The organism is Streptomyces sp. NPDC004051, from assembly GCF_053604275.1.
Genome location: NZ_JBSGHG010000001.1, coordinates 671,513 through 694,594, shown reverse-complemented (window position 1 = coordinate 694,594; position 23,082 = coordinate 671,513). Strand labels below are relative to the sequence as shown.

At 70.5% G+C, this 23,082-nt stretch carries 24 protein-coding genes; 9 read left to right on the top strand and 15 right to left on the bottom strand.

Translation table 11 applies throughout. The features are described from left to right. Positions 1-58 precede the first annotated feature (58 nt). From ACWEQO_RS03265 to ACWEQO_RS03255, 3 genes are all read right to left on the bottom strand, one after another. On the bottom strand, positions 59-1,027 hold the full coding sequence (locus ACWEQO_RS03265; protein WP_361447988.1) for a hypothetical protein: 969 nt from the start codon (positions 1,025-1,027) through the stop codon (positions 59-61). A 234-nt stretch (positions 1,028-1,261) separates the two neighbouring features. Next, on the bottom strand, positions 1,262-2,314 hold the full coding sequence (locus ACWEQO_RS03260) for a zinc-dependent alcohol dehydrogenase (protein ID WP_361447991.1): 1,053 nt from the start codon (positions 2,312-2,314) through the stop codon (positions 1,262-1,264). Further along, positions 2,311-3,474, bottom strand: coding sequence for a mandelate racemase/muconate lactonizing enzyme family protein (locus ACWEQO_RS03255; protein ID WP_361447994.1), 1,164 nt, complete (start codon positions 3,472-3,474; stop codon positions 2,311-2,313). The genes ACWEQO_RS03260 and ACWEQO_RS03255 overlap by 4 nt, the downstream gene beginning before the upstream one ends. Positions 3,475-3,722: 248 nt before the next feature. On the opposite strand from ACWEQO_RS03255, the gene ACWEQO_RS03250 reads away from it, so the two are divergent. Beyond that, on the top strand, positions 3,723-4,562 hold the full coding sequence (locus ACWEQO_RS03250) for an SCO2400 family protein (protein ID WP_452978333.1): 840 nt from the start codon (positions 3,723-3,725) through the stop codon (positions 4,560-4,562). 33 nt (positions 4,563-4,595) lie between these two features. On the opposite strand, the gene ACWEQO_RS03245 is transcribed toward ACWEQO_RS03250, so the two are convergent. After that, complete coding sequence (locus ACWEQO_RS03245; RefSeq protein ID WP_361448000.1) at positions 4,596-5,081, bottom strand: MarR family winged helix-turn-helix transcriptional regulator; 486 nt, start codon at positions 5,079-5,081, stop codon at positions 4,596-4,598. A 90-nt stretch (positions 5,082-5,171) separates the two neighbouring features. On the opposite strand from ACWEQO_RS03245, the gene ACWEQO_RS03240 reads away from it, so the two are divergent. Together ACWEQO_RS03240 and ACWEQO_RS03235 are read left to right on the top strand one after the other, a co-directional pair. Beyond that, positions 5,172-6,194 carry an NADP-dependent oxidoreductase gene (locus tag ACWEQO_RS03240; protein WP_452978329.1) on the top strand — a complete coding sequence of 341 codons (1,023 nt, stop codon included), beginning with the start codon at positions 5,172-5,174 and terminating at the stop codon, positions 6,192-6,194. A gap of 48 nt (positions 6,195-6,242) precedes the next feature. Then, the gene (locus ACWEQO_RS03235) at positions 6,243-7,106 is read left to right on the top strand and encodes an EI24 domain-containing protein (RefSeq protein ID WP_452978326.1); all 864 of its coding nucleotides are present in this window, start codon (positions 6,243-6,245) and stop codon (positions 7,104-7,106) included. A 260-nt stretch (positions 7,107-7,366) separates the two neighbouring features. Here ACWEQO_RS03235 and ACWEQO_RS03230 read toward each other — a convergent pair whose 3' ends face one another. Further along, on the bottom strand, positions 7,367-8,362 hold the full coding sequence (locus ACWEQO_RS03230) for an aldose epimerase family protein (protein WP_452978323.1): 996 nt from the start codon (positions 8,360-8,362) through the stop codon (positions 7,367-7,369). A 15-nt stretch (positions 8,363-8,377) separates the two neighbouring features. Next, the gene (locus tag ACWEQO_RS03225; RefSeq protein ID WP_452978320.1) at positions 8,378-9,310 is read right to left on the bottom strand and encodes an SGNH/GDSL hydrolase family protein; all 933 of its coding nucleotides are present in this window, start codon (positions 9,308-9,310) and stop codon (positions 8,378-8,380) included. A gap of 296 nt (positions 9,311-9,606) precedes the next feature. Between ACWEQO_RS03225 and ACWEQO_RS03220 the strand changes: the two genes are divergently transcribed. Next, positions 9,607-10,101: a DUF3145 domain-containing protein gene (locus tag ACWEQO_RS03220; protein WP_361448015.1), complete on the top strand. Its 495-nt coding sequence runs from the start codon at positions 9,607-9,609 to the stop codon at positions 10,099-10,101. A gap of 176 nt (positions 10,102-10,277) precedes the next feature. Here the strand turns inward: ACWEQO_RS03220 and ACWEQO_RS03215 are convergent, their stop codons facing one another. The 5 genes from ACWEQO_RS03215 to fasR form a co-directional block, all read right to left on the bottom strand. Further along, on the bottom strand, positions 10,278-11,549 hold the full coding sequence (locus ACWEQO_RS03215) for a beta-ketoacyl-[acyl-carrier-protein] synthase family protein (protein WP_452978317.1): 1,272 nt from the start codon (positions 11,547-11,549) through the stop codon (positions 10,278-10,280). Between the two features lie 113 nt (positions 11,550-11,662). Continuing rightward, positions 11,663-11,911 (bottom strand): acyl carrier protein, encoded by a 249-nt coding sequence (locus ACWEQO_RS03210; protein ID WP_004988657.1) that lies wholly within the window; start codon positions 11,909-11,911, stop codon positions 11,663-11,665. Between the two features lie 102 nt (positions 11,912-12,013). Continuing rightward, complete coding sequence (locus ACWEQO_RS03205; RefSeq protein WP_452978314.1) at positions 12,014-13,015, bottom strand: beta-ketoacyl-ACP synthase 3; 1,002 nt, start codon at positions 13,013-13,015, stop codon at positions 12,014-12,016. 22 nt (positions 13,016-13,037) lie between these two features. After that, the gene (locus ACWEQO_RS03200; protein WP_452978311.1) at positions 13,038-13,958 is read right to left on the bottom strand and encodes an ACP S-malonyltransferase; all 921 of its coding nucleotides are present in this window, start codon (positions 13,956-13,958) and stop codon (positions 13,038-13,040) included. An 89-nt stretch (positions 13,959-14,047) separates the two neighbouring features. Then, positions 14,048-15,253 (bottom strand): fatty acid biosynthesis transcriptional regulator FasR, encoded by a 1,206-nt coding sequence (gene fasR, locus ACWEQO_RS03195; RefSeq protein WP_361448028.1) that lies wholly within the window; start codon positions 15,251-15,253, stop codon positions 14,048-14,050. Between the two features lie 70 nt (positions 15,254-15,323). Between fasR and ACWEQO_RS03190 the strand changes: the two genes are divergently transcribed. From ACWEQO_RS03190 to ACWEQO_RS03175, 4 genes are all read left to right on the top strand, one after another. Continuing rightward, positions 15,324-15,983 (top strand): pirin family protein, encoded by a 660-nt coding sequence (locus ACWEQO_RS03190; RefSeq protein WP_452978307.1) that lies wholly within the window; start codon positions 15,324-15,326, stop codon positions 15,981-15,983. A gap of 870 nt (positions 15,984-16,853) precedes the next feature. Next, positions 16,854-17,336, top strand: coding sequence for a GNAT family N-acetyltransferase (locus ACWEQO_RS03185; RefSeq protein ID WP_361448034.1), 483 nt, complete (start codon positions 16,854-16,856; stop codon positions 17,334-17,336). Between the two features lie 66 nt (positions 17,337-17,402). Then, a complete protein-coding gene (locus tag ACWEQO_RS03180) occupies positions 17,403-17,675 on the top strand; it encodes a hypothetical protein (protein WP_361448037.1) in 273 nt (90 codons plus the stop codon). A gap of 424 nt (positions 17,676-18,099) precedes the next feature. Further along, complete coding sequence (locus tag ACWEQO_RS03175) at positions 18,100-18,321, top strand: hypothetical protein (RefSeq protein ID WP_361448040.1); 222 nt, start codon at positions 18,100-18,102, stop codon at positions 18,319-18,321. 316 nt (positions 18,322-18,637) lie between these two features. Here ACWEQO_RS03175 and ACWEQO_RS03170 read toward each other — a convergent pair whose 3' ends face one another. Together ACWEQO_RS03170 and ACWEQO_RS03165 are read right to left on the bottom strand one after the other, a co-directional pair. Continuing rightward, positions 18,638-18,853: a DUF397 domain-containing protein gene (locus tag ACWEQO_RS03170; protein WP_452978301.1), complete on the bottom strand. Its 216-nt coding sequence runs from the start codon at positions 18,851-18,853 to the stop codon at positions 18,638-18,640. Then, on the bottom strand, positions 18,813-19,661 hold the full coding sequence (locus ACWEQO_RS03165; RefSeq protein WP_452978298.1) for a helix-turn-helix domain-containing protein: 849 nt from the start codon (positions 19,659-19,661) through the stop codon (positions 18,813-18,815). Before ACWEQO_RS03165 ends, ACWEQO_RS03170 begins: the two co-directional genes overlap by 41 nt. Positions 19,662-19,744: 83 nt before the next feature. On the opposite strand from ACWEQO_RS03165, the gene ACWEQO_RS03160 reads away from it, so the two are divergent. Next, on the top strand, positions 19,745-20,188 hold the full coding sequence (locus tag ACWEQO_RS03160; RefSeq protein ID WP_452978295.1) for an ATP-binding protein: 444 nt from the start codon (positions 19,745-19,747) through the stop codon (positions 20,186-20,188). 238 nt (positions 20,189-20,426) lie between these two features. Here the strand turns inward: ACWEQO_RS03160 and ACWEQO_RS03155 are convergent, their stop codons facing one another. After that, positions 20,427-20,738, bottom strand: coding sequence for a hypothetical protein (locus ACWEQO_RS03155; protein WP_452978292.1), 312 nt, complete (start codon positions 20,736-20,738; stop codon positions 20,427-20,429). A gap of 161 nt (positions 20,739-20,899) precedes the next feature. After that, positions 20,900-22,471: a S8 family peptidase gene (locus ACWEQO_RS03150; protein ID WP_452978289.1), complete on the bottom strand. Its 1,572-nt coding sequence runs from the start codon at positions 22,469-22,471 to the stop codon at positions 20,900-20,902. Positions 22,472-23,082: the final 611 nt, after the last annotated feature.

Genomic DNA, 23,082 nt, shown 5'->3' with positions numbered 1-23,082 from the left:
GGGTGTGTGGGATTGTGCGCGACTGTGTCTACTTCTGTGAAGTCGAGTTTCCGGAACGTTATGACGGGGCGTCAAACCGGCGCAGAGCGCCCGGAAGCCGCGAACCGAGGGGCGCCATGTCGCCGTCCGCGCCGTGACGGGCGAGCAGATCCAGGGCGAGCCGGCCGCGCCGCACCCGCTCCTTCGCGGTGGCCAGGGTGAGTTCCCGCATGTGGTGCCCGTACGGATAGATCCCGGGGGCCTTGGCCAGGCCGAACTTCAGGTACAGCGGCGCGCCGCGCCGGATCAGCTCCGCGACCTCGTACATCCGCACATAGCCGCCGAGGTCGTCGGGGGCCTCGATGTACATGTCCATCGGAGTGGCCGAAACTCGCCGTATCTCGGTGAGGTGATCGAGCGTCAGGTCGCTCGGCACGTTGATCGAGTCGGCGCCGAGCTGCTCGTACACCGCGTACGAGGCCGGGTTCACCGGCCCGACGAGTGCCGAGACCTTCAGCGTGGTGTCGGCCGGGATGATGCCGGCCGCCCGCGCCCGGTGCAGCGTCCACAGCACGCCCTCGTCGGCGACGAGCAGGCACTTGACGCCCGCCTCCGTTGCCCGGACGGCGTCCTCGACGCACCCGGCGACCGCGTCGTGGCCCCGGGCGCGCAGTCCGGCGCCCTGCGAGTCGGTACGGGTGGAGCCGCCGATGTCCCAGGTGCCGCGCGGACCGGTGAACAGGCAGAGCTCGATGCCCCGTTCGGCGGTGGCGTCGACCATCTCGGTGAGTTCGGCGTCGGTCAGCATCCACACGCCGCTGCCCTGGCTGATCCGGTGGATCGGCACGTCCAGCCGGGAGGCCTCCTTCAGGACCACCGCCAGCGCCTCGGGTCCCTCGCAGGAGGGGACCTCGGTGCGCCAGCGGCCCCCGCCCGGGAAGGAGTGCGGCGAGGCGTCGGCGGGGTCGGGGGCGGGGGCGCCGAGGCCGAGCGCGGTGAGCGCCTGCTCACCCGGCCTGCGGGGTGCCTTGGCGGAAGCGTCGGTCACAAGATGTCCTTTTGTTCGGTAGGCCGGACGAGGTTCGCGGCCCGGGGTGGGGCGGGTTTCTGCGGTGACGAGGGGAGGGACGAGGAGGACGACAAGGGTGGGAGGAAGGGAAGGGAGGGAGGGGAGGGAAGGGAGGGAGGGGAGGGAGGGACGAGAGGGGCGGAGGAGGGGCGGGCCGGGTGAGGGGCCGTCAGGTCGCCCCCTCGCCCGGCCCGTCCCCGGCGGCTGTCGGGCTCACGGGCGCAGCAGGACCTTGCCCACCGCGGGGTCGCCCGACCCCACCAGCTCGATGGCCCGGGAGAACTCGGCCAGCGGCAGTTCGTGGGTGACCAGGGGCAGCGGATCGAGCAGCCCGGCGGCGAACACCCGCACCGTGTGCGCCCAGGCGTCCGGCGCCGCCCCGAAGACGGTGTGCACCTCCAGCTGCCGTACCACCAGGTCCGTCGGGTCCAGACCGTCCGCACCCGGAGCCGGGATGCCCGTCAGGACGAGCCGCCCGCCGCGCCTCAGCAGCGCGGCCGCCGTGCGGGCCGCGTCGGCGGACCCGGCGGTCTCGATCACCACGTCGAAGTCGTCCGGGAGTTCCCGGTCCTTCGTGCGGAAGTCGGTGGCGCCGTACCGCCGGGACAGCGCCTCACGGTCGCCCCGGCTGCCGACGACGAGCAGTGCGGCCGGGGAGTGCGCGCGCAGGAACTGCACCGCGAACATGCCGAGGGTGCCCGTACCGACCACGGCGACCCGCTCACCGGGCACGGCGTTCGCCTTGAGCGCGGCGGCGGCGATACAGGCCGCCGGCTCCAGCAGCGCCGCCGCGGTGAGGTCGGCCTCGTCCGGCAGGACGTGCAGCAGGCGGGCCGGGAGGGTCAGCGTGGCGGCCATCGCCCCGGGCCGGGTGAACCCGGTCTCCTCGTACCCCGCCGAGCACAGCGTCGTCTCACCGGCGTGACAGCGGTCGCACACCTGGCAGTTGCGGAAGCCCTCCCCGACGACCTTGCGGCCGGTGAGCGAGGCCGGCACCCCCGCGCCCACCCGCAGCACGGTCCCGGACCACTCGTGGCCCGGGGTGAGCGGGTACCGCACGTACCCCTCGGGCCGGTTGCCCTGGTACACCTCGCGGTCGCTGCCGCAGATGCCGGTCGCGTGCACGCCGACCAGCGCCTCGCCGGGGCCGGGTTCGCGCGGCTCGTGCGCGACGAGGCGGTGCGCGCCGGGGCCCTCGACGACGACGGCGAGCGAGCCGGCGGCTGCGGGGGCGGCCGCGGCGGGCCCGCCCGGGTGCGCGGTCACTTCGTGCCCTTGGGCCTGCGCTGCTCCCAGCCCTCGGCCCACAGGTCGAACCGGGCCTGCTGCTGCGGGAACTCGGCCGCCGCGTCGACGTCCAGCTCCACCCCGAGCCCGGGGGCGTCGGAGAGGTGGAAGCAGCCGTCCTGGGGGTCCACCTGCGGGGCGCCCTTGACGACCTTCTTGATCTCCGCGTCCGCGAAGTCGTTGAAGTGCTCCAGGACCTTGAAGTTCGGCGAGGTGAAACCGACCTGGAGGGAGGCGGCGGTGAGCACCGGACCGCCGACGTTGTGCGGCGCGACCAGCATGTAGTGCGTCTCGGCGGTCGCCGCGAGCTTGCGCGTCTCCCAGATGCCGCCGATGTGGCCGACGTCCGGCTGGAGGATGTCGACGGCCTGGCTCTCGAACAGCTCACGGAACTCGATGCGGTCGTGGATGCGTTCACCCGTGGCGAGCGGGATGTCGACCTTGGCGGCGACCTTCTCCAGCGCCTTGAGGTTCTCCGGCGGCACCGGCTCCTCCAGCCAGGCCGGGTCGAACGGGGCGAGTTCCCTGGCGAGACGGACGGCGGTGGCGGGGGAGAAGCGGCCGTGCATCTCCAGCATCAGCTCGGTCTCGGGACCGATGGCGTCGCGCACCGCCTCGATCAGGGAGACCGCGTACAGGCTCTGCCGGTGGTCGAGTTCGAAGTGACCGGTGCCGAACGGGTCGATCTTCAGGGCCCGGTAGCCGCGCTCCACCACCGCCTGCGCCGCCTTGTGGTACGCCTCCGGGGTGCGCTCGGTGGTGTACCAGCCGTTGGCGTAGGCCTTGACCCTGTCGGTCACCTTTCCGCCGAGCAGCTGCCACACGGGCACGCCGAGGGCCTTGCCCTTGATGTCCCAGCAGGCCATCTCGACGACGGCGATGCCGGACATCACGATCTCGCCGGCGCGGCCGAAGTCGCCGTACTTCATGCGGCGGACCAGGTCCTCCACGGCGAAGGGGTCGCTGCCGAGGATGTGGTTGGCCTCCGCCTCCCTCAAGTAGCCCAGCAGGGCGTCGGTGTGACCCAGCATCCGGGTCTCGCCGATCCCCGTGAGCCCCTCGTCGGTGTGCACCTGGACGTACGTCAGGTTGCGCCACGGAGTCCCGACCACGTGTGTGCTGATTCCGGTGATACGCACGGCGGTTGCCCCTCGCTGCGTTGTGGACCCTGTTCTCGCCAGTGTCGTCGGTTTCGTTGATGGGTGTTCGATATTTCGACACGCGTTCGAAATGGTGGCGTGACAGTAAGGACGGGGTGGCGGGGGTGTCAATGGGTCGCGCGCACAACGGTTTCTGCGCTTTCGAAACCATTGGGCAAAGGTCCCTACCAAACCTTCACACCTCGCCCTATCGACCGGACGCGAGCGGAACCTAGTCTTCCCCCGTCATGGACTATTGCCACCCGTGCCGACGGCACCTCAACGGCGCCCTCGCCTGCCCGGGGTGCGGCACCCCTGTCGAGACCCTCCGCGCCCGCCCGGAAGCCTCCGCCGCCCCGCCGGCGGCGTACGAGGAGGACGTACCGGAGCCGGAATCAGAACCGGAACCGGAGCCGCCCGCGGAGCCGGAACCCGCCGAAGGTGCGCGGCGGTCGGCCGCCGACCCCGGCGACGGACCCGATGCCGACACCGACGACCCCGCGAGTCCGGAGGCGGACGCCGAGGGGCCCGGGGCGGGGGAGAGCCGACGGGACCGCAAGGCCGCGGCGTACCGCAGGCGACGGCGCAGCGCGGTGCTGATCGCGGCCGGACTCGTCCTGGCCGCGGGCGCGTTGAGCCTCGCGGGGCTGGGAACGGACGGGTCGGGATCGAAGCCCGAGCCGGCGGTGGCCGGGGACGAGACGCCGCACGGCGGATCGGCGCAGGCCGAGTCGGCGCCGCCGTCCGGCGGCGTCCCGGGCGCGGGCACGCCCGGGGACTCCCCGTCCCCCAGCGCCTCCGGCTCACCGTCGGCCTCGGAGTCGCCGACGGGCGAGGAGTCGGCGGAGGCGGAAGCGGAGGCTGAGGAGGGGACGGAGACCGGGGCGGAAGCAGGCGGGGAGCCCGAGGAGGCCACCCGGCCGGCGCCCGCGGGCACGGGACCGGCCGCCCCGACCACGGCGCCGCCGCGGCAGTCCCCGCCGCAGCCGGACGCCCCGGAGCCCGCCCCGACCACCGCGGAGGCCGAACCGGAACCGGAACCCGAACCCTCGGAGACCTGCGACCGCTTCCTGTGGTGGTGCACCTGACGGGCGCGGGCCCGAAGCCGGTGCGGCCGCCGGCTACGCCCCGGGCGCACCCGGCGCCTCGGAGGCGCCGGCGTCCCGGCCGGCCTCCAGCATCGTCCGCAGCGTGTCCCGCAGGGCCAGGCGTTCCTGCTCCGTGAGGGCCGCCAGGGGCTCGCGGGCGAAGCGCAGCGACTCCCGCATGCTGCGGGCCACCCTGCGCCCCTCCGCCGTCGCCGCCGCCAGCTTCACCCGGCGGTCGGCGGGGTCCGGGCGGCGCTCCGCCAGCCCGCGCGACTCCAGGCGGTCGACGATCCCGGTGACGTTCGACGGCTCGCACTTCAGGCGGTGGGCGAGCTTCCGCATCGGCAGGGGCTCCAGGGAGAGCAGGCTCAGCAGCCGGGCCTGCGCGCCGGTGAGCGCGTGCCCGGCCGCCGCCTGCTCGTACTCCTCGTGGTAGCGGGCCACGACCGAGCCGATGAGTTCGACGACCTCCAGGGTCAGGGCGTCGGGGCGGCTGGGGGAACCGGATGCGGCGGACATGCCCCCAGAGTACCCACATGCTTGACATCCTGAAATATTCAGCGGCATGGTTGTTTCAGGTACTGAAACATTTCGAGGAGGCCCCACCCCATGTCCGACACCCCCACGCTCCCCGCCACCGGCCGCGAGTGGCAGCTGCTCAGCCGGCCCGTCGGATGGCCGAAGCCCGAGGACTTCGCCCTGGTCGAGACCGAGATCCCGGCGCCCGGTCCGGGCCGGGTGCTGGTGCGGAACAGGTACCTCTCCGTCGACCCGTACATGCGGGGAAGGATGTCGTCCGCCAAGTCCTACGTGGCGCCCTACGAGCTGGGCAAGGCCATGCAGGGCGGCGCCGTCGGCGAGGTCGTCGCCTCGGAGGCCGAGGGGATCGCCGTCGGCGACCACGTCCTGCACTTCTTCGGCTGGCGCGAGTATGCCGTCGTGGCCGCGGAGAACGCCGTCAAGGTGGACCCCGACGCCGCGCCGCTCTCGGCCTACCTGGGTGTGCTGGGGATGACCGGGCTCACCGCCTACGCGGGCCTGCTGCGCACCGCGGCCTTCAAGGAGGGCGACTCCGTCTTCGTCTCCGGCGCCGCGGGCGCCGTCGGCAGCCAGGTCGGGCAGATCGCCAAGCTCAAGGGCGCCTCCCGGGTCGTCGGCTCCGCCGGATCCGACGAGAAGGTCAAGCTGCTCGTCGAGGAGTACGGCTTCGACGCCGCCTTCAACTACCGGAACGGCCCCGTGAGCGAGCAGCTGCGCGCCGCCGCCCCGGACGGGATCGACGTCTACTTCGACAACGTGGGCGGCGACCACCTGGAGGCGGCGATCGGATCGCTCAACCGGGGCGGCCGGATCGCGATCTGCGGAGCGATCTCCGTCTACAACAACACCGAGCCCGCGCCCGGCCCGAAGAACCTCGCCCGGCTCATCCAGACCCGCGGCCGCATCGAGGGCTTCCTGGTCAACGACCACAACGACCTCCAGCCGCAGTTCGTCCAGGAGGTCGGGGCCTGGGTGCGCTCCGGCGAGCTCAAGCACCGGGAGACCGTCGTCGAGGGCATCGAGAACAACCTCGAGGCGTTCCTCGGAGTGCTGCGCGGCGACAACACCGGGAAGATGATCGTCAGGCTCTGACGGCGGCCGGCCCACGACACGCCGTCGAAGGGCACCTATAGTGCCCCCATGCGCGATCTTGGGGTGGGTTTCCGGTATCTCCTGAAGGGCCAGCGCTGGGTGGCCCGGCACGGCAAGCAGTACGGCTTCGGTCTGCTGCCGGGACTGATCACGCTGGTGCTGTACGCGGCGGCACTGGTGGCGCTGGCCCTGTGGGGAGCCGGTTTCGTCGGCTGGGCGACACCGTTCGCCGACGACTGGTCGAGCCCCTGGCTCGGCCTGTTCCGCGGGTTCCTCACCGTCGTCCTGTTCGCGCTCGGACTGCTGCTGTCCGTCATCACCTTCACCGCGGTGACGCTCCTCATCGGCCAGCCCTTCTACGAGAGCCTCTCCGAGAAGGTCGACCGGGACGTCTCGCCCGACGGCACCGCCCCCGAGTCCGGGCTGCCGCTGGGGCGGGAGCTGTGGATCTCCGGCCGGGACAGCCTCCGCATCGTCGTACGCGCCCTGCTCTGGGCGGTGCTGCTCTTCGCCCTCGGGTTCGTCCCCTTCCTCGGGCAGACCGCCGTACCGGTGATCGGCTTCATGGTCACCGGGTTCTTCCTCACCGAGGAGCTGACGGCGGTGGCCCTCCAGCGGCGCGAGGTCGAACTGCGGGAGCGGCTGGCCCTGCTGAGGGCTCGCAAGACCCTGGTCTGGGGCTTCGGGACGCCGCTCGGGCTGGCCTTCCTCGTCCCGTTCGTCGCGGTGTTCCTGATGCCGGGCGCGGTCGCCGGCGCCACCCTCATGGCCCGGGACCTGCTCGGCGAGGAGACCGCCGAGGGCGGCACCGCCGGGGACGGCGCCGACGAGGGCGGCGCCGACGAGGGCGGCGCCGACGAGGGCGGCGCCGACGAGGGCGGCGCCGACGAGCCCGTGGCGCCGGCGCACTGAGGCCGACGCCCACCGAGGCCGACACCGAACTGCTCAGCGTGCTGTCAGGGGCCGGTGCGAAGTGATCACGCCGTGTCCCTTTGTGAAGGGTTCGTACGCATTCCGGGCCGAGTGCTCGATCACGGGCCGCTGGGTCACCGCGACGATTAACGTCTGACGCGGGGTATCACCCGCCGGTCGGGGTAGTCCTCGTACGAGCAGCCCCGGTCCGGGACCCTGACCCCGGACCGGGGCTCACGTACGCCGCCGCGGATCCGGACCTACCGCGTGGAGAAGCCGTACACCGTCTCCGAGCGGAACGCCTCGCCCGGCCGCAGCACCGTGCTCGGGAAGTCGGGCCGGTTCGGGGAGTCGGGGAAGTGCTGGGTCTCCAGCGCGACGCCGGCCCCGGGAACGAAGGGCTCCCCGATGAGGTCGGCGGTGTAGAGCTGCATCCCGGGCTCGGTGGTCGCCACCGTCAGCACCCGCCCGGACGACGGGGCGTACAGCTCGGCCACCTCCACCGGCGCCGGCGTCACCCCCTTGTCGAGCACGAGATTGTGGTCGTACCCGGGGCCCGTCCCGCGCCCCTCGCGGAAGTCGAAACGGGTGCCGGTGACGTCCCGGAGCTCGCCGGTCGGTATCAGCTCCGCGTCGACCGGGGTGAACCGGGAGGCGGCGCACCGCAGTTCGTGCCCGGCCGCACTGCCGGCAGCGGAGGCCGAGCCGGGCTCGGAGCCGGTCAGGTTCCAGTACGAGTGGTTCGTCGGGTTCAGGATCGTCGGCGCGTCCGTGACCGCCTCGTACACGATCCCCAGCGCGCCCCGCTCGTCCAGCGTGTACGTCACCGCCATCTCCAGACGGCCCGGGAAGCCCTCCTCGCCGTCCGCGGAGACCCGGTCGAGACGCAGCCCGTGCGGTACGGGCGTCACGTCCCACACCCGCTTGTCGAAGCCCCGCTCACCGCCGTGCAGCGAGTTCGGCCCGTCGTTCGGGGCGAGCGTGTGGACGCGTCCGTCCAGCGGGAAGCGGGCGCCCGCGATGCGGTTGGCGTAGCGCCCGATCAGGGCGCCCAGGTAGGGCTCCGGACGAGCGACGTAGCCGGTCAGGCCGGGGAAGCCCAGCACCACGTTCCCGGACCGCCCCTCCCGGTCCGGCACCTCCACGGCCTGCACGATCCCGCCGTACGACAGCACCCGCACCCGGGTGCCGGCCCGTTCCAGAGTCCAGCGGTGCACCGGGGTGCCGTCGGGAAGTGTGCCGAAGAGTTCGTTCATGTTCGGAACGATAAGTCACGGCTGCTTCGCCGTGACCGTGCGGTAGGCGATCTCCGCCAGTCTCGCCTGACCGTCGATGCTCGGGTGGAACCAGTCCCAGCGGCTCAACTGCGCGGCGCCGAACTCGTACTCGTACACCGCGCCGCCGTCGAACCGGCACCGGAGGTCCGCGGCGCAGACCTCCTCCAGCACCTCGTTGTACTCCTCCACCCGGCTCCGCACCGTCTCGCGCCGCTCCGTCGCCGCCGCGTCCAGCACATCCGGGTCGGCCAGCATCGACGGGCAGATGCCGAGCTGCCACACCTGCTTGCCCAGCTCGCTGGTCCGGCCCTGCGACCACAGCCGCATGAGGTCCGGCACGCTCGCCACGTACACCTGGGCCTCGGGCAGCGCCTTGCGCAGGGTGTGCATCGCGTCCTCGAAGTCCGCGCGGAAGTCGGCCACCGGCGTCATCGCCGACGTGGTCGCCCGGCAGGCGTCGTTGGCCCCGGCCATCACCGCCACCAGCTGCGGCTCGCGCCGCACCGCCCGGGCCATCTGACCCGGCAGGTCCGCCATCCGCGCCCCGGTGACCGCGTAGTTCCAGCTCCGCTCGGCCGCCCCGGCCGGCCCCAGCAGCCGCACCGCGAGACTGTCGACCTGCTCACTGCTGCCCGTGGCCCACGACACCTCGGGGCAGTCCGCCAGCACCGCGCACGCGTCGAAACCGCGGGTGATGGAATCGCCCACGGCGGCCACGGAGGCGGGACCGGTGTCCCAGACGGGGGTGGGCGACGGGGACGGCGCGGCCTTCTTTGCCGGACCGGCGGACGGAGCGGACGCGTCACCGCCGACGGCGTCGCAGCCGGCGACACCCAGCACGCCCCCCAACACGGCCGCCGCCACGGCGAGCACGGCCCGCGAGCGCCCGCCCCGCCCCAGCCGGGCCCGTCGTGTCCCCTGCCCCATCCCGCCGCCTCCCGCGCATCATGGTCACCGTCCCCCATGCATAACAACGCACGGGAGTTCCCGCTCGCTCGAACGGACCGGCTCGCACCACCCGGGGCCGCATACGGCCATCCGGGAGCGGCACACCCGGGAAGCTGTCGTCCTGCCGGGTGAATGGCGGAAGTTTCCGGGCACCAGGACGGACGGTACGTCACACTCCATCCCCCACCACACGGTAGCCTCGCCATCAACGTGGCTCGCCCGGCCACCCGCTGATCGGCCCGTTCCGTCCTGTCCCGCTCTGCCCGGAGGTTCCGGTGACGACACGTGGAGTCCTGTACGTGCACTCCGCGCCGCGTGCGCTGTGCCCACACGTCGAGTGGGCCGTCGCGGGGGTGCTCGGCGTGCGCGTCAGCCTGGACTGGACCCGCCAGCCCGCCGCGCCGGGCACCTGGCGCTCGGAGTTCTCCTGGAAGGGCCAGGTCGGCACGGCCTCCAAACTCGCCTCCGCGCTGCGCGGCTGGCAGCTGCTGCGCTTCGAGGTCACCTCGGAGCCCTGCCCCACCGCCGAGGGCGAGCGCTACAGCTGCACCCCCGACCTCGGCATCTTCCACGCCGTCACCGGCATGCACGGCGACATCATGATCCCCGAGGACCGGCTGCGCGCCGCCCTGGTCCGCTCCCGGCAGGGCGAGACCGACCTGGAGGCGGAGATCGCCAAGCTCCTCGGCAAGCCCTGGGACGACGAACTGGAACCCTTCCGCTACGCAGGCGAGGGCGCCCCGGTCCGCTGGCTCCACCAGGTGGTCTGAGAACACCCGTCACCGCAGCGCCCCGACAGGGGCGCGGGGCTGTACCGATATGCGGCTCCGCCGCGTGGGCGCGACCAGCCGCACACCGCCCGCACCCGGCGCACCACACAAGACCGACGACGATGGCCCGGACCCTTTCTCAGGGTCCGGGCCGTTCACCGTTCACGGCAGAAGGATCACACCGACCGGAACGCCAGCACCACGTTGTGACCACCGAACCCGAACGAGTCGTTCAGCGCGGCGATCCGTCCCTCGACGGGCAGCTTGCGGGCCTCGCCCCGGACGATGTCCGCGGTCGCCTCGGCCTCCGGGTCGATGGTGTCGATGTTGATGGTCGGCGGAGCCACCCGGTGGTACAGCGCGAGCACCGCCGCCACCGACTCCACGCCGCCGGCGCCACCGAGCAGGTGCCCGGTCATCGACTTGGTCGCGGAGACCGCCATGTGGTCGACGTCGTCGCCGAAGACCTTGCGCAGCGCCTTCAGTTCGGCGACGTCACCGGCCGGGGTCGAGGTGGCGTGCGCGTTGACGTGCACGATCTCGGCCGGGTCCAGGTCGGTGTTGTCCAGCAGGTTCTGCAGGGCGTGCGAGATGCCGCGGCCCTCCGGCTCCGGCTGCACGATGTCGTGGCCGTCGGCCGAGATGCCCTGGCCGAGCGCCTCCGCGTAGACGCGGGCGCCGCGCGCGGCGGCGTGCTCGGCGGACTCCAGGACGACGACGCCCGCGCCCTCACCGAGGACGAAACCGTCCCGGGCGACGTCGTAGGGGCGCGAGGCGCCCTCGGGGTCGTCGTTGTTCTTGGACATCGCCATCATGTTGCCGAACGCGGCGATGGGCAGCGGGTGGATCGCCGCCTCGGTGCCCCCCGCGACGACGACGTCGGCGCGGCCGGAGCGGATCATCTCGATGGCGTAGCCGATGGCCTCCGCGCCCGAGGCGCACGCCGAGACGGGGGTGTGCACACCCGCCTGGGCGCCCACGAGCAGGCCCACGTTGGCCGACGGGCCGTTCGGCATCAGCATGGGGACGGTGTGCGGGGAGACGCGGCGGACGCCCTTCTCCTTCAGCACGTCGTACTGGTCCAGCAGGGTCGTCACGCCGCCGATGCCGGAGGCGATGACCGCGCCGAGCCGCTCCGGGGCGACGTTCGGGTCCTCGCCCGCCCTGCTCTCGAAGCCGGCGTCGGCCCACGCCTCCTTGGCCGCCACCAGCGCGAACTGCGCGGAGCGGTCCAGGCGGCGGGCCTGCGGACGGGGAATGGTCTCGGTGGGCTCCACGGCCACGGGAGCCGCGATACGGACCGCCTGGTCGGCGGCCCACTCCTGGTCCAGGGGCTTGACCCCGGAACGGCCGGCGAGCAGGCCCTCCCAGGTAGAGGCCGCGTCGCCACCCAGCGGTGTGGTTGCGCCGATACCGGTGACGACCACGGTGCGATTGGTCGAGCTCATCGGAATTCTTTCTCCAACGGATACGAGGATTCGTACGGCGCCACCGCCGGGTGGCGGAGCCGGAGCCCCGGCCCCCGGGCCTCCCCTCGGGACGGGGGAAGGCCCGGCAGTGCTCAGGCCTGGTGCTTGAGGATGTACTCGGTCGCGTCGCCGACGGTCTTGAGGTTCTTGACGTCGTCGTCCGGGATCTTGACGTCGAAGCGCTCTTCGGCGGCGACGACGACCTCGACCATGGACAGCGAGTCGACGTCCAGGTCGTCGGTGAAGGACTTGTCCAGCTGGACGTCCTCAACCGGGATGCCGGCGATCTCGTTCACGATCTCCGCGAGACCGGCGACGATCTCTTCCTGAGTGGCGGCCATGATGGCGCTCCTTCGCTGTGATTCCAGAGGGTGTGGCGCCCGCCGCGTCAACGGCGGGTACTGCGGTACCCGTGCCGGATCCGATGATCCGGCACGGGGTGCCTAGGGGAGGGTAACGACCGTAGCGGCGTAGACGAGACCCGCCCCGAAGCCGATGACGAGCGCGGTGTCGCCGCTCTTCGCCTCGCCGGTCGCCAGAAGCCGCTCCATCGCGAGCGGAATCGAGGCGGCCGAGGTGTTGCCGGTGGTGCGGATGTCACGGGCGACCGTGACGTGCTCCGGCAGTTTCAGGGTCTTCACCATCGAGTCGATGATCCGCACATTGGCCTGGTGCGGGATGAAGACGTCCAGATCGTCCGGCGAAAGCCCGGAGGCCTCCAGTGCCTCCCTGGCGACCTTCGCCATCTCGAACACGGCCCAGCGGAACACCGCCTGGCCTTCCTGCGTGATCGCGGGGAACTTCTCGACCTCGCCGTCGCGGTAGTCCGTCCACGGCACGGTCTGCTTGATGACCTCGGACTTGTCGCCCTCCGAGCCCCACACCGTCGGGCCGATCGCGGGCTCCTGGGACGGGCCGACGACGACCGCGCCCGCGCCGTCACCGAACAGGAAGGCGGTGGCCCGGTCCTCCAGATCGGTCAGATCGCTCAGCCGCTCCACGCCGATGACCAGCACGTACTCGGCCGAGCCCTCCACGACCATGCCCTTGGCCAGCGTCAGGCCGTAACCGAAGCCCGCGCAGCCCGCCGAGATGTCGAAGGCGGCGGCCTTGTCCGTGCCCAGCCTGTCGGCGATCTCGGTGGCGATGGCCGGGGTCTGGCTGAAGTGCGAGACGGTCGAGACGACGACGGCGCCGATCTGCGAGGCGTCGATCCCGGCGTCCGCGATCGCCTTCCCGGACGCCTCGACCGACATCGCCGCGACCGTCTCCTCCGGCGACGCCCAGTGCCGCGTCTCGATGCCGGAACGCGAGCGGATCCACTCGTCGGACGAGTCGATCGTCTCGAGGATCACCTCGTTCGGCACGACCCGGGTGGGCCGGTAGCCGCCCACACCCAGGATGCGCGCGTACGGGGCACCCTTACTGGGCTTGATCTTCGCCATGCGGCATCTGCTCCTAAGGGCGTCAGGCGTGCTCTGCGACGAGCTCGCGGGCGGCGTCGAGGTCTGCGGGGGTCTTCAGCGCCAGCGTCTTGACGCCGGGCAGCGAACGCTTGGCGAGACCGGTCAGGGTCCCCCCGGGGCACACCTCGATCAGCGCGGTCACCCCGAGCTCCTTGAACGTCTCCATGCACAGGTCCCAGCGGACCGGGTTCGCGACCTGGCCGACCAGGCGCTGCAGCACCTCGGCGCCGGTCGCGACCGCCGCGCCGTCCTTGTTCGACACGTAGGTGACCTTCGGGTCGCCCGGAGCGAGGTCCTCGGCGGCCTTGGCCAGCGTGTCCACCGCGGGACCCATGTGGTGCGTGTGGAAGGCGCCGGCGACCTTGAGCGGGACCACCCGGCGCACGCCCTCGGGCTTGTCCGCCTCCAGCGCGGCCAGCTGCTCCTTGGTGCCGGCCGCCACGATCTGGCCCGCGCCGTTGATGTTCGCCGGGGTCAGCCCCAGCTTCTCCAGGTGCGCCACGGTGACGTCCGGGTCGCCGCCGAGCAGCGCCGACATACCGGTCTCGGTGATCGCGGCGGCGTCGGCCATGGCCAGACCCCGCTTGCGGACCAGGCGCAGCGCGGCGGAGTCGTCGAGGACACCCGCGAACGCGGCGGCGGTGATCTCACCGACACTGTGACCGGCCACCGCGCCGGGCGCGAGGTCCGCGATGTCACCGAGTGCCGAGGCGGACAGCAGCCCGGCCGCGACCAGCAACGGCTGGGCGACGGCCGTGTCACGGATGGCGTCCGCGTCGGCCTCGGTGCCGTAGTGGGCGAGGTCGAGTCCGATGGCCTCGGACCAGGCGGCGACGCGGTCCGCGGCGCCGGGCAGGTCGAGCCATTCGGTCAGGAAGCCGGGCGTCTGAGCGCCCTGGCCGGGAGCGACGAGTACGAGCACTCTCACACTCTCTCTTGACGACGGCCGAAGCCGCCCGTGAGGACAGGGACGAAGAACACGAGGGGGTTTTGTGGGACCCCGACAAGAGGCTAGAGCTGAAGATCACCGTCGGCCAGACGCCCCAGGATCAACGCGATCCTCAGCGTGAAGGCAGAGCGTACATCGGAGGGTGACCAACCGGTGACGTCTGTCACACGTCGCAGCCGGTAACGAACGGTATTGGGGTGAACGAACAGCATCCGGGCGGCCCCCTCCAGACTGCTCGCCTGCTCCAGGTAGACGCTGAGCGTCTCCAGCAGCGCGGCCCCGGCCTCCTCCAGCGGTCTGTAGATCTCCTCCACCAACTGTTCGCGGGCCGAGGGATCACCGGCGATCGCCCGCTCCGGCAGCAGATCGTCGGCCAGTACCGGACGCGGTGCGTCCTGCCAGGCCGTACACGCCTTGAGGCCCGCGGCGGCGGCCTGCGCGGACCGGGTCGCCGCCAGCAGGTCCGGCACCACCGGCCCCGCCACCACCGGCCCCTGCGCATACGGGCCGATCAGCGACTTCGCCACCCCCAGCGGGTTGTCGCTGCCGCCCGCGATCACCACCAGCCGGTCCCCGAGCACCCCCGTCAGCACCTGCAGCTTGGCGTGCCGGGCGGCCCGCCGGATCGCCTCCACGGTCAGCTCGGAGTCACCGTCGGGTGCGGTACCCAGCACCACGCACACGTGCTCCGGCGAGTTCCACCCCAGGGCGGCGGCCCGCGAGACGGCACCCTCGTCGGCCTCGCCGCTGAGCACCGCGTTCACCACCAGCGACTCCAGCCGCGCGTCCCAGGCACCCCGTGCCTCGGCGGCCTGCGCGTACACCTGGGCGGTGGCGAAGGCGATCTCCCGCGCGTACACGAGGAGCGCCTCGCGCAGCACCGCCTCGTCGCCCGGCGCCGCCACCTCGTCGATGGCGGACTCCATGACCTCGATGGTGGTGCGCACCATCTCCACGGTCTGCCGCAGCGTGATGGCCCGGGTCAGCTCGCGCGGCGCGGTGCCGAAGACGTCGGTGGAGATGGCCTGCGGGGCGTCGGGGCGCCGGAACCACTCGGTGAAGGCGGCGATGCCCGCCTGCGCGACCAGCCCGATCCAGGAACGGTTCTCCGGGGGCATGGCCCGGTACCAGGGCAGCGTCTCGTCCATCCGCGTGATCGCCTGCGCCGCCAGGCTGCCGGACGACTGCTCCAGCCTCTTCAGCGTCGCGGCGTGCGCGTGGACGGGGCGTGCTACGGCGTCGTGGGTACTGGTCTCGGGTTCGGGCACGTGGACAAGACTGCCTTATCCGGACGGGTGAACGGGCCGGGGGTCCACGGGGCAGGTCTACGGTGGACCGGTGATATACGTACGGCGTGCGCACGAGCGCTACCGGGGCGGCGATCCGGCGGCCGGGATCGAGACCCGGCACGCCTTCTCCTTCGGCCCCCACTACGACCCCGACCACCTCCGCTTCGGCCAGGTCATCGCCTGCAACGAGGAGCACCTGGCCCCCGGCGCCGGCTTCGACGAGCACCCGCACAGCCACACCGAGATCGTCACCTGGGTCGTCTCCGGCGAGCTGACCCACCGCGACTCCACCGGCCGCGAGAGCGTGGTCCGCCCCGGCGACCTGCAACGCCTGAGCGCCGCCTCCGGCGTCCGCCACGTGGAACGCAACGCCGGCCCCGAACCCCTGACCTTCCTCCAGATGTGGCTGACCCCGCTGGAGCCCGGCGGCGACCCCTTCTACGAGATCGTCCCCGGCATGACCGACTCCACCCCGTACGCCCTCCCGGAGGCCGGCGCCACGTTCCACGTCCGCCGCCTCGCGGCAGGCGGGCGAACCGCGATCCCGGACGCCGCGTACGTGTACGCCCACGTCGTACGCGGCGAGGTGACCCTGAACGGCGAACCCCTCACCCCGGGCGACGCGGCCCGCATCACGGACGCGGAAGGCATCGAAGCGGTCGCGGAGACCGCATCGGAACTCCTGCTGTGGGAGATGCGCCCGACGTGACCGCCCCGACGCTCACCGAAGCGCAGAGAAAGTCACACACCCCTCGAGGGTGAGCAGAGTTAGTTACACCTAGGCGTAACTAACTCTGCGAAACCGCGTGATCATCTCCGCACGGATCCGACTGAACAGCTTGCCGTGCTCTCGGACGCGGAGCCTCGTGCCCTGGAGCCGATCCGGCCCCAGAGGGCACCTCGGCCTCCGAGGTGCTGGGCCTGCCGGTGTGGTGTGGTTGAAAGCGTGAGCAGTTGGCGGGCAACTGTCACTTGAGCGCTCAAATGAGCGGGGTGTGGACAGTTAGGGTCGAAGTGCTCACGCTTTTCGAGTTGCTCCATGCAGTCGGCGGGGGCCCGCTGATGGGGAGTGACGAATGCTGCGCGTCAGTTCGAACTCTCCTGCCGTCTGTTGATCCGAAACTCAAAGAGTTCCATCCGAGGTTGTAGTGAACGTGCGGGCCGCCGAGGTGGCCAGCGAGCGGGTTGCCCGTGCGGCTCGCGATGGGGGTGCACCGCTTGGCGCTCCAGGTGCGGCCGGTGTCCTGGTCGGAGCGGATGCCGACCTGGTCGGTGGCTTGGGTGGCGATGGCGAGGTGGGTCTGCTCGTAGTCCTCGCGGCGTCCGGTGTAGCGCTGAAGCGGACGCCACTGCTTGTACTCGGCACGTGCAGGGCCGGCGCGCGGGCCGCCGCCCAGGGCGGGGCGAGTTCTTCGAGGAACTCCCCGAAATGTGCGCGGGAGACACGGGACAGGGCAGGATGGGTACGAGCCGTACGGTCCCAGGTCAGCTTCACAACTCGCCCAGCCTGTAAAGCCCTTTGCATGTCACGGCCGACTCACTCCCGTCCTTCCCCCCCCAGGTCGTTAGGGTCGGGTTCATGGCTTCCACAGATATCTCCCTGCGTCCCGTGCACCCCAGCGATCTGCCTGTGTTCTTCCGGCACATGAGCGACCCCGAGTCGAATCGGATGGCCGCCTTCACCGCCGAGGACCCGACGGACCGGGCCCACTTCGACGCACATTGGAAGCGCATCCTCGCCTCGCCCGACGTCGTCACCCGTACCGTGCTCGCGGACGGCGATGTGGTCGGGCACGCGGCCGTGTACGGCGAGCCGGGCGAGCGGGAGGTCACATATTTCATCGATCGCTACTACTGGGGGCGGGGCATCGCGACCGCGGCACTGCGGGGGCTGCTCGCCGAGGTCTCCGAACGCCCGCTGTTCGCCCGGGCGGCGGCGGACAACACCGGATCGGTGCGGGTCCTGGAGAAGTGCGGCTTCGAGGTCGTCGGCGAGGACCGGGGCTTCGCGAACGCGCGGGGAGCGGAGATCGACGAGCTGGTGCTGCGGTTGGATGGATAATTTTCCCCACCCCCGTAAACGTGTTGGTCGAATTAGCGATATAGCCAAGTGGACAGTTGGTATGGGATGAATCAGGTCGACCTGATTGAACTCGCGGGGCGTGTCTCTTCCGAGATGCACGTGGGGAGTGTTGTTTTCTCCGGGATCATGTTCCCTGTGGGGCTCGTTATCGCCTGCAACATCGCGCAGATGGCGGATCGAGTGTTCCTGTTCCTGGCGGGCGTGCTACCCGGTCCTGTGGAGAGGGCTACTCCGGGGTCGCTCCGGTTCGCCGCCGGTAGTGTGGCATTCCTGTCTCTGATCGGTTTGGTGGTCGAGATTCGTATGGGTCTCACCTGACGCGGGGCACAGGACGGCCCATCGACAAGAAGGTGTTCCTCAATCGCTCTTGGAACGTGCGGGTCGAACAGGGGTCCTGAGCGGGCGATCTTCTGGTGGCGCGGGCATGAAGGCAAGGCTTCTCGGTAGCTCGGAGGTGCGAATCAAACCGAGCAGCACGGGGGAGGCCCTGTTGTCCTTGTTGTGCGCGTCCACGCCCGCTGGCTTCAACCTGGATCCACAGCCCGACCGTCACGCGGTGGATCCAGGCTGAGGTGGGTGGCGGAGCTGGCATCGAGGGGGGAGTGGAAACGGGCATCAAATACACCTGGGGATGCTCGCTGCGGCTCCGTTGCAGCTGAGGAAGAACCTTGTGCCGCCGGGCCAGGACTAATTTCCTCTCGGGCCGACGGCCTCCGATTCAGGCGCAGAAAGGTAGTTTTTCATGTTTATTGTTCCCCTGCTCCTTGGACTTGCTTGTCTTGCCTTTGGCCTGGCGCTGGCCAAAAACCATCGTGGGTTCCGGGACCGACTGGTGGCATCGCCCGTCAACTTGGCCTTGGGTGATGACAAGGTTCCAGGAACGTTCAAGGCTGTCGGTGTGATGGCGGCCATCCTGGGGGTCTTCATGACGACCTTCGGAGTGATCTTTGCAATCTTCTCGTAGGCCTATTTGTCCATTGAGCCGCTCGTGAACGGAGATGGGTGAGCACATGGAAGTATTGAGCCGGAACTGATGGGTTTCCTGCCCGGCACAGCGCCGACCGTCACGAGCACCACGGCGATCACCATGATGCCGAGCCCGATGAACAGCAGGTGCGAGGCGTGCCGCCGGTGCGCAGCCAGGACGTGGCGAGTGGTCCCGAAGTCCACCGCCACTGCAGGGACCTTCGGGACCCGTACCTCGGACGTCACAACCCCTCCCTGGAGAAGCGACCGCACAGCGTGGCGCTGCCCGGCCACGCTTCAGAAGAGATGGATGTTCAGGCGTGCCGTGTCGGTCGACGCAGGCCGCCGACGAACGCCTGCCAGGCAAGGGCGCCGACCGTGACGATCGGACCGGCCGGGTTCTTGCTGTCACGCACCGGGACGGCACCGTCGAGGCAGCCGTCGGCCACCTCAACGCACTCGCCACCGGTGTTGCCGCTGTAGCTGGACTTACGCCACTGGCTGTTCCTCGGGCTGGGAGCGGTGTCCATAGCGTTCCTCCATCAGGCGGGCGATCAGTTCCGCCGAATCCTCCAGCGAGAGGGCGGCGGCCTGAACGCGAGCGTAACGGAGGGCTGCTTCCTTGACAGTCTCGGGATTGGCCGTCATATGGCCGGAGATAAGGTCTTCGGTGTAGACGATGTCGGGGTCGTCCTCGAAGCGCATGGCGGTGAACGAACCAGCCAAGCTAGCGTGTTCACCAACCTTGTTCGGTAGCACCTGCACATGCATCCACCGGTGGCCGGTGAACTCCAACAGGTGGGCCAGTTGCTGACGCATGACCTCCTGGCCGCCGATCGGCCGGAGCAGCACTGCCTCGTCCAGTACCAGCCAGGTGAGCGGTGGCTGTTCACGCTCCAGAATCCGCTGGCGTTCCACGCGGGCCGCCACGAGGCCTTCCAGGTCGTCCGCCATGCCGGTAGCGAGTACTGCTCGTGCGTAGTCCTCTGTTTGCAACAGGCCATGGACCAACTGCGCCTGGTATGTGGAGATGTACGCCGCCTTCGCCTCCATTTCCGCGTACGGCTGGAACCACGTGGGCAGTTGGCTGCGCAGGACCAGACCGATCAGGCGGGAGAACAACCCGTCCGTGCCGAGGGCGGCGTCCACGCGTTCGGAGAAGTCGCGGGTGGGGATCTTCTTCGTGGTCTCGATCTGGCAGATCAACGAGCCCGTGCAAAAGATGATCTCGCCGAGTTGACCCTGCTTGAGGCCGTGGGCCTCGCGCTGGCGGCGCAGTTCCCAGCCGTAGTAGTCGAGCGGGGACGCGGTGGGATCGAGCGTCTGGATGTTGGCCACGGTGGTGCCTCCGGCCTGAAACGCCTCTCGGCGTTGATTTCGGTGCGTAGTCGAGCGTATGCAGTAAGTCGCAATCTGGTGGGGTGAATCAGACAACTGGTCCGCGTGCAGCGGACTTCGAGACGCACTACCGGGCCGAGTTCGCGTTGGGTGAGCACTCGGTCCGGCATCTGCGCCGCATCCTGCGGCTCTACCTCAAGGGCTCGGGCCTGCTGGAGGTGGCCGACGCGGCCGAACTCGCGGTGTCGGAACTCCTCGCCAACGTCATCCGGCACGTACCCGGCCGCCGTTGCGGCATCTGCTTCCTTCTGCAGCCCGGCGGCGTGCGGGTGGAGGTCTCCGACAGGTGTCCGAGACTGCCTGTTCCGGGAGCGGGGGACACGCTTGCCGAGGGCGGGCGCGGACTGCTGCTCGTCGGGGCGGTGACCGATCGGTGGGGTGTGACGCCGCATCCCGCCGACGGCGGCAAGACCGTGTGGTTCGAGTGCGGTCGCAGTCCCGCACCCCGACCGACACCGCGCCCGTGAAGGGGTGTGGCGGTGGTGCAGGAGGCCTCGCAGCGAGGTCTTCCAGCCGGGGGTGCCGATCCGGGAGCGGTGAGCCTGCTTCGGTGAGGGGTGTCCGGCGCGGGTTCCGGCGTCGGCGGTCGGGCGCTTGGTGGGCGCGTAACTCAAAGAAAACTTTAGTTCTGTGCGTAGCTGTGGCAGGTAACTGAAGTGCTCTGTGCAGTTTCATGATCGACCAAGGCTGCCCCGCCGTAACGTGTCAGAACCCCGCCATGGACTTGTCGAGCACTCCACCCAGCGCACCGTAGATACTGCATCGGGCAGAGTGTCCTGCTCTGCGGCGGAGGCCGAACCCCAGGGCGAACGAGCACGCGAAGAGTCCGCCGAGGACCGCGGTCATGGCCGGGTCGTAGACGAAGTGCACGAAGCATGCGATGCCGACCCAGAGCAGGATCGGCAGGAGCGAGCCACGCAGCACCGCCCGGAACCTGAGCTGTACCGCACCCGGGGGCAGTACGCGTTCGTTCCACACCTCGATGTGGTTCCTGGTCCCGCAGTGCTCAGGCTGCATGCCGGTCAGGCTAATCGGGCGTGGACCCGGTCGCGGTTCTCACGTACGACGGTGAATCCGGCCGATCGGTGGCTGAGGTGTACGGCGTCATCTCGGGCAGACAGAGGCCCCGCCCCCGGCGCGGTGGACCGTGCCGGGGGCGGGGCGGGAGGGCTGGGAGGTCAGAACGTCAGGCCCCAGCTGTTGATGTAGCCGGTGTCGCCGGAGTAGCTGTCCGTGACCCGGAGCTTCCACGTGCCGTTGGCCGTCTCCGAGGAGGCGTTCACGGTGTAGGTGGTGTTGATGTTGTCCGTGGAGCCGCCGGTGCCGGACGACTTGAGGGTGTAGACCGAGCCGTCGGGCGCGACCAGCTGGACCGTCAGGTCACCTATGTAGGTGTGGACGATGTTCACCGGCACCTGCAGGGCCGACGGGGCGTTGCCGGAGACACCGGTGACGGTGATCGGGGACTCGACGGTCGACCGGTCGCTGATCGTGTAGTCCGTGGAGTTGGTGAAGGTCTTGCCGGACGGCGGAGGGGTGGTGTCGCCGCTGCCGACGTACAGCAGGCGGTTCGGGGAACCGGTGCCCGGGTTCGTGACGGCGCCGGAGACGGAGCCCGCGACCAGCGCGGAGGCGACCTGCGCGGGGGTGGCGGACCGGTTGGCCGCGAGGTACAGCGCCGCGGCGCCCGCGACGTGCGGGGTGGCCATCGAGGTGCCGGAGATGGAGTTGGTGGCGCTGTCGCCGGTGTGCCAGGCGGAGGTGATGGACGAGCCCGGGGCGAAGATGTCCAGGTTCGAGCCGTAGTTGGAGTAACTGGCGCGGGCGTCCGTGCTGGTGGTGGCGCCGACGGTGATCGCCTCGGCCACCCGGGCCGGCGAGCCGGTCGCGGTGGTGGACTCGTTGCCCGCGGCGACGGCGAAGGTGACGCCGGCGGAGATGGCGTTGCGCACCGCGTTGTCCAGCGTGGTGCTGGCACCACCGCCGAGCGACATGTTGGCGACGGCCGGGAGGACCGCGTTGGCGGCGACCCAGTCGACGCCCTTGATCACACCGGCGGTGGTGCCGGAGCCGTTGTTGTCGAGGACCCGGACGCCGACGATGGAGGCCTTCTTGGCGACACCGTAGGCACTGCCCGCGACGGTGCCCGCGACATGGGTGCCGTGGCCGTTGCCGTCCTGGGCGACGTTGTCGTTGTCGACGGCGTCGTAGCCGTTGCGGGCGCGGCCGCCGAAGTCGCTGTGGGAGATGCGGACGCCGGTGTCGATGATGTAGGCGGTGACGCCCTGGCCGGCCGAGTCCGGGTAGGTGTACGAGCTGTTCAGCGGCAGTGCGGTCTGGTCGATCCGGTCCAGGCCCCAGGACGGCGGGTTGGTCTGCGTCGCCTGGGTGGTGACGGTGCGGTTCTGCTCGACCAGCGCGACCGACGGGTCGGCGGCCAGCTTGGCGGCCTCGGCCTCGGTGGCCTCGACGGTGTAGCCGTTGACGGCCTCGCGGAAGGTGTGCTCGACCTCGGCGCCGTACTTCTTCGCGACGCCCTTGCCCTGGGCGGAGCCGGCCTCGGTGCTCGGCTTGAGGGTGACGATGTAGCTGTCCTCGACCGCGTTCGGCGCGTCCGCGTAGGCGATCGTCCCGACGGGCTCGGCGGCGCTCGCGGGGAGAGCGGTGAAGAGGCCGCCGGTGAGCGCGGCCGCGGTGACGGAGCAGATTCCGACGAGCGTTCTCCGCTTGGTGTTTCGCATCACTGCCATCTGGGGGGTTCCTTCTCGACAGGTGGGGAGTGGGGTGGGGGGAGGTGCGCCGGGTGGGGCACACGAAGCGAACGCCTGTGCCGGTTCTTCCTCCGGACAGGAATAGGTCAGGTTCATGCCAAACGCGGACGCTGTGGCCGTGTCTGCTTTTCCCTGTCGCCAGCCGAAAGATTGAACGCTCTACGCGGATTGCACAAGAGGTTCCAGCACGCCTTAACTTCCGTGCCACAAACGGGGAGTGACACAAGGTCACCAAACACCCCAGATGCGTTGGGTAAACGAGATCACTGTCACACCGGGCCTCGCGGAATCGTGCCGATGTCTTCCGGCGGCCTCTCCGAAGGTGCCTGCCGTTCGCCCTCGTGCCTTGGAGACCTGCTGTTCGACACCACGTGGGGGAGGGCCGAGCTGCGTTTGAGCCATTCCGGTTCACCCGGAGCCCGTGCGTGGAACTGGCGCTGTCATGTTGCACAGGGTGTTCCCATGGGCCGTGCCCCCGGGAGCCCTCTGCCCAGGCCGGTGATACGACCCGCGGGGCACGTTCGCCTCCGGCCTCCACGCGTTACGGCCCGGACCGGCGACTTTCGGCCGTGTGCCGACCGGACGGCTCG

What these genes read in the sequence shown, in the direction of transcription:
- ACWEQO_RS03240 (WP_452978329.1), top strand. Translation starts at nt 5,172, where the DNA reads ATGTCCGACACCCCCACGCTCCCCGCCACCGGCCGCGAGTGGCAGCTG.
- ACWEQO_RS03215 (WP_452978317.1), bottom strand. Translation starts at nt 11,549, where the DNA reads ATGAGCTCGACCAATCGCACCGTGGTCGTCACCGGTATCGGCGCAACC.
- ACWEQO_RS03170 (WP_452978301.1), bottom strand. Translation starts at nt 18,853, where the DNA reads ATGGACACCGCTCCCAGCCCGAGGAACAGCCAGTGGCGTAAGTCCAGC.
- ACWEQO_RS03180 (WP_361448037.1), top strand. Translation starts at nt 17,403, where the DNA reads ATGAATCAGGTCGACCTGATTGAACTCGCGGGGCGTGTCTCTTCCGAG.
- ACWEQO_RS03230 (WP_452978323.1), bottom strand. Translation starts at nt 8,362, where the DNA reads ATGAACGAACTCTTCGGCACACTTCCCGACGGCACCCCGGTGCACCGC.
- ACWEQO_RS03225 (WP_452978320.1), bottom strand. Translation starts at nt 9,310, where the DNA reads ATGGGGCAGGGGACACGACGGGCCCGGCTGGGGCGGGGCGGGCGCTCG.
- ACWEQO_RS03245 (WP_361448000.1), bottom strand. Translation starts at nt 5,081, where the DNA reads ATGTCCGCCGCATCCGGTTCCCCCAGCCGCCCCGACGCCCTGACCCTG.
- ACWEQO_RS03250 (WP_452978333.1), top strand. Translation starts at nt 3,723, where the DNA reads ATGGACTATTGCCACCCGTGCCGACGGCACCTCAACGGCGCCCTCGCC.
- ACWEQO_RS03185 (WP_361448034.1), top strand. Translation starts at nt 16,854, where the DNA reads ATGGCTTCCACAGATATCTCCCTGCGTCCCGTGCACCCCAGCGATCTG.
- ACWEQO_RS03205 (WP_452978314.1), bottom strand. Translation starts at nt 13,015, where the DNA reads ATGGCGAAGATCAAGCCCAGTAAGGGTGCCCCGTACGCGCGCATCCTG.
- ACWEQO_RS03175 (WP_361448040.1), top strand. Translation starts at nt 18,100, where the DNA reads ATGTTTATTGTTCCCCTGCTCCTTGGACTTGCTTGTCTTGCCTTTGGC.
- ACWEQO_RS03150 (WP_452978289.1), bottom strand. Translation starts at nt 22,471, where the DNA reads ATGGCAGTGATGCGAAACACCAAGCGGAGAACGCTCGTCGGAATCTGC.
- ACWEQO_RS03210 (WP_004988657.1), bottom strand. Translation starts at nt 11,911, where the DNA reads ATGGCCGCCACTCAGGAAGAGATCGTCGCCGGTCTCGCGGAGATCGTG.
- ACWEQO_RS03155 (WP_452978292.1), bottom strand. Translation starts at nt 20,738, where the DNA reads ATGCAGCCTGAGCACTGCGGGACCAGGAACCACATCGAGGTGTGGAAC.
- ACWEQO_RS03235 (WP_452978326.1), top strand. Translation starts at nt 6,243, where the DNA reads ATGCGCGATCTTGGGGTGGGTTTCCGGTATCTCCTGAAGGGCCAGCGC.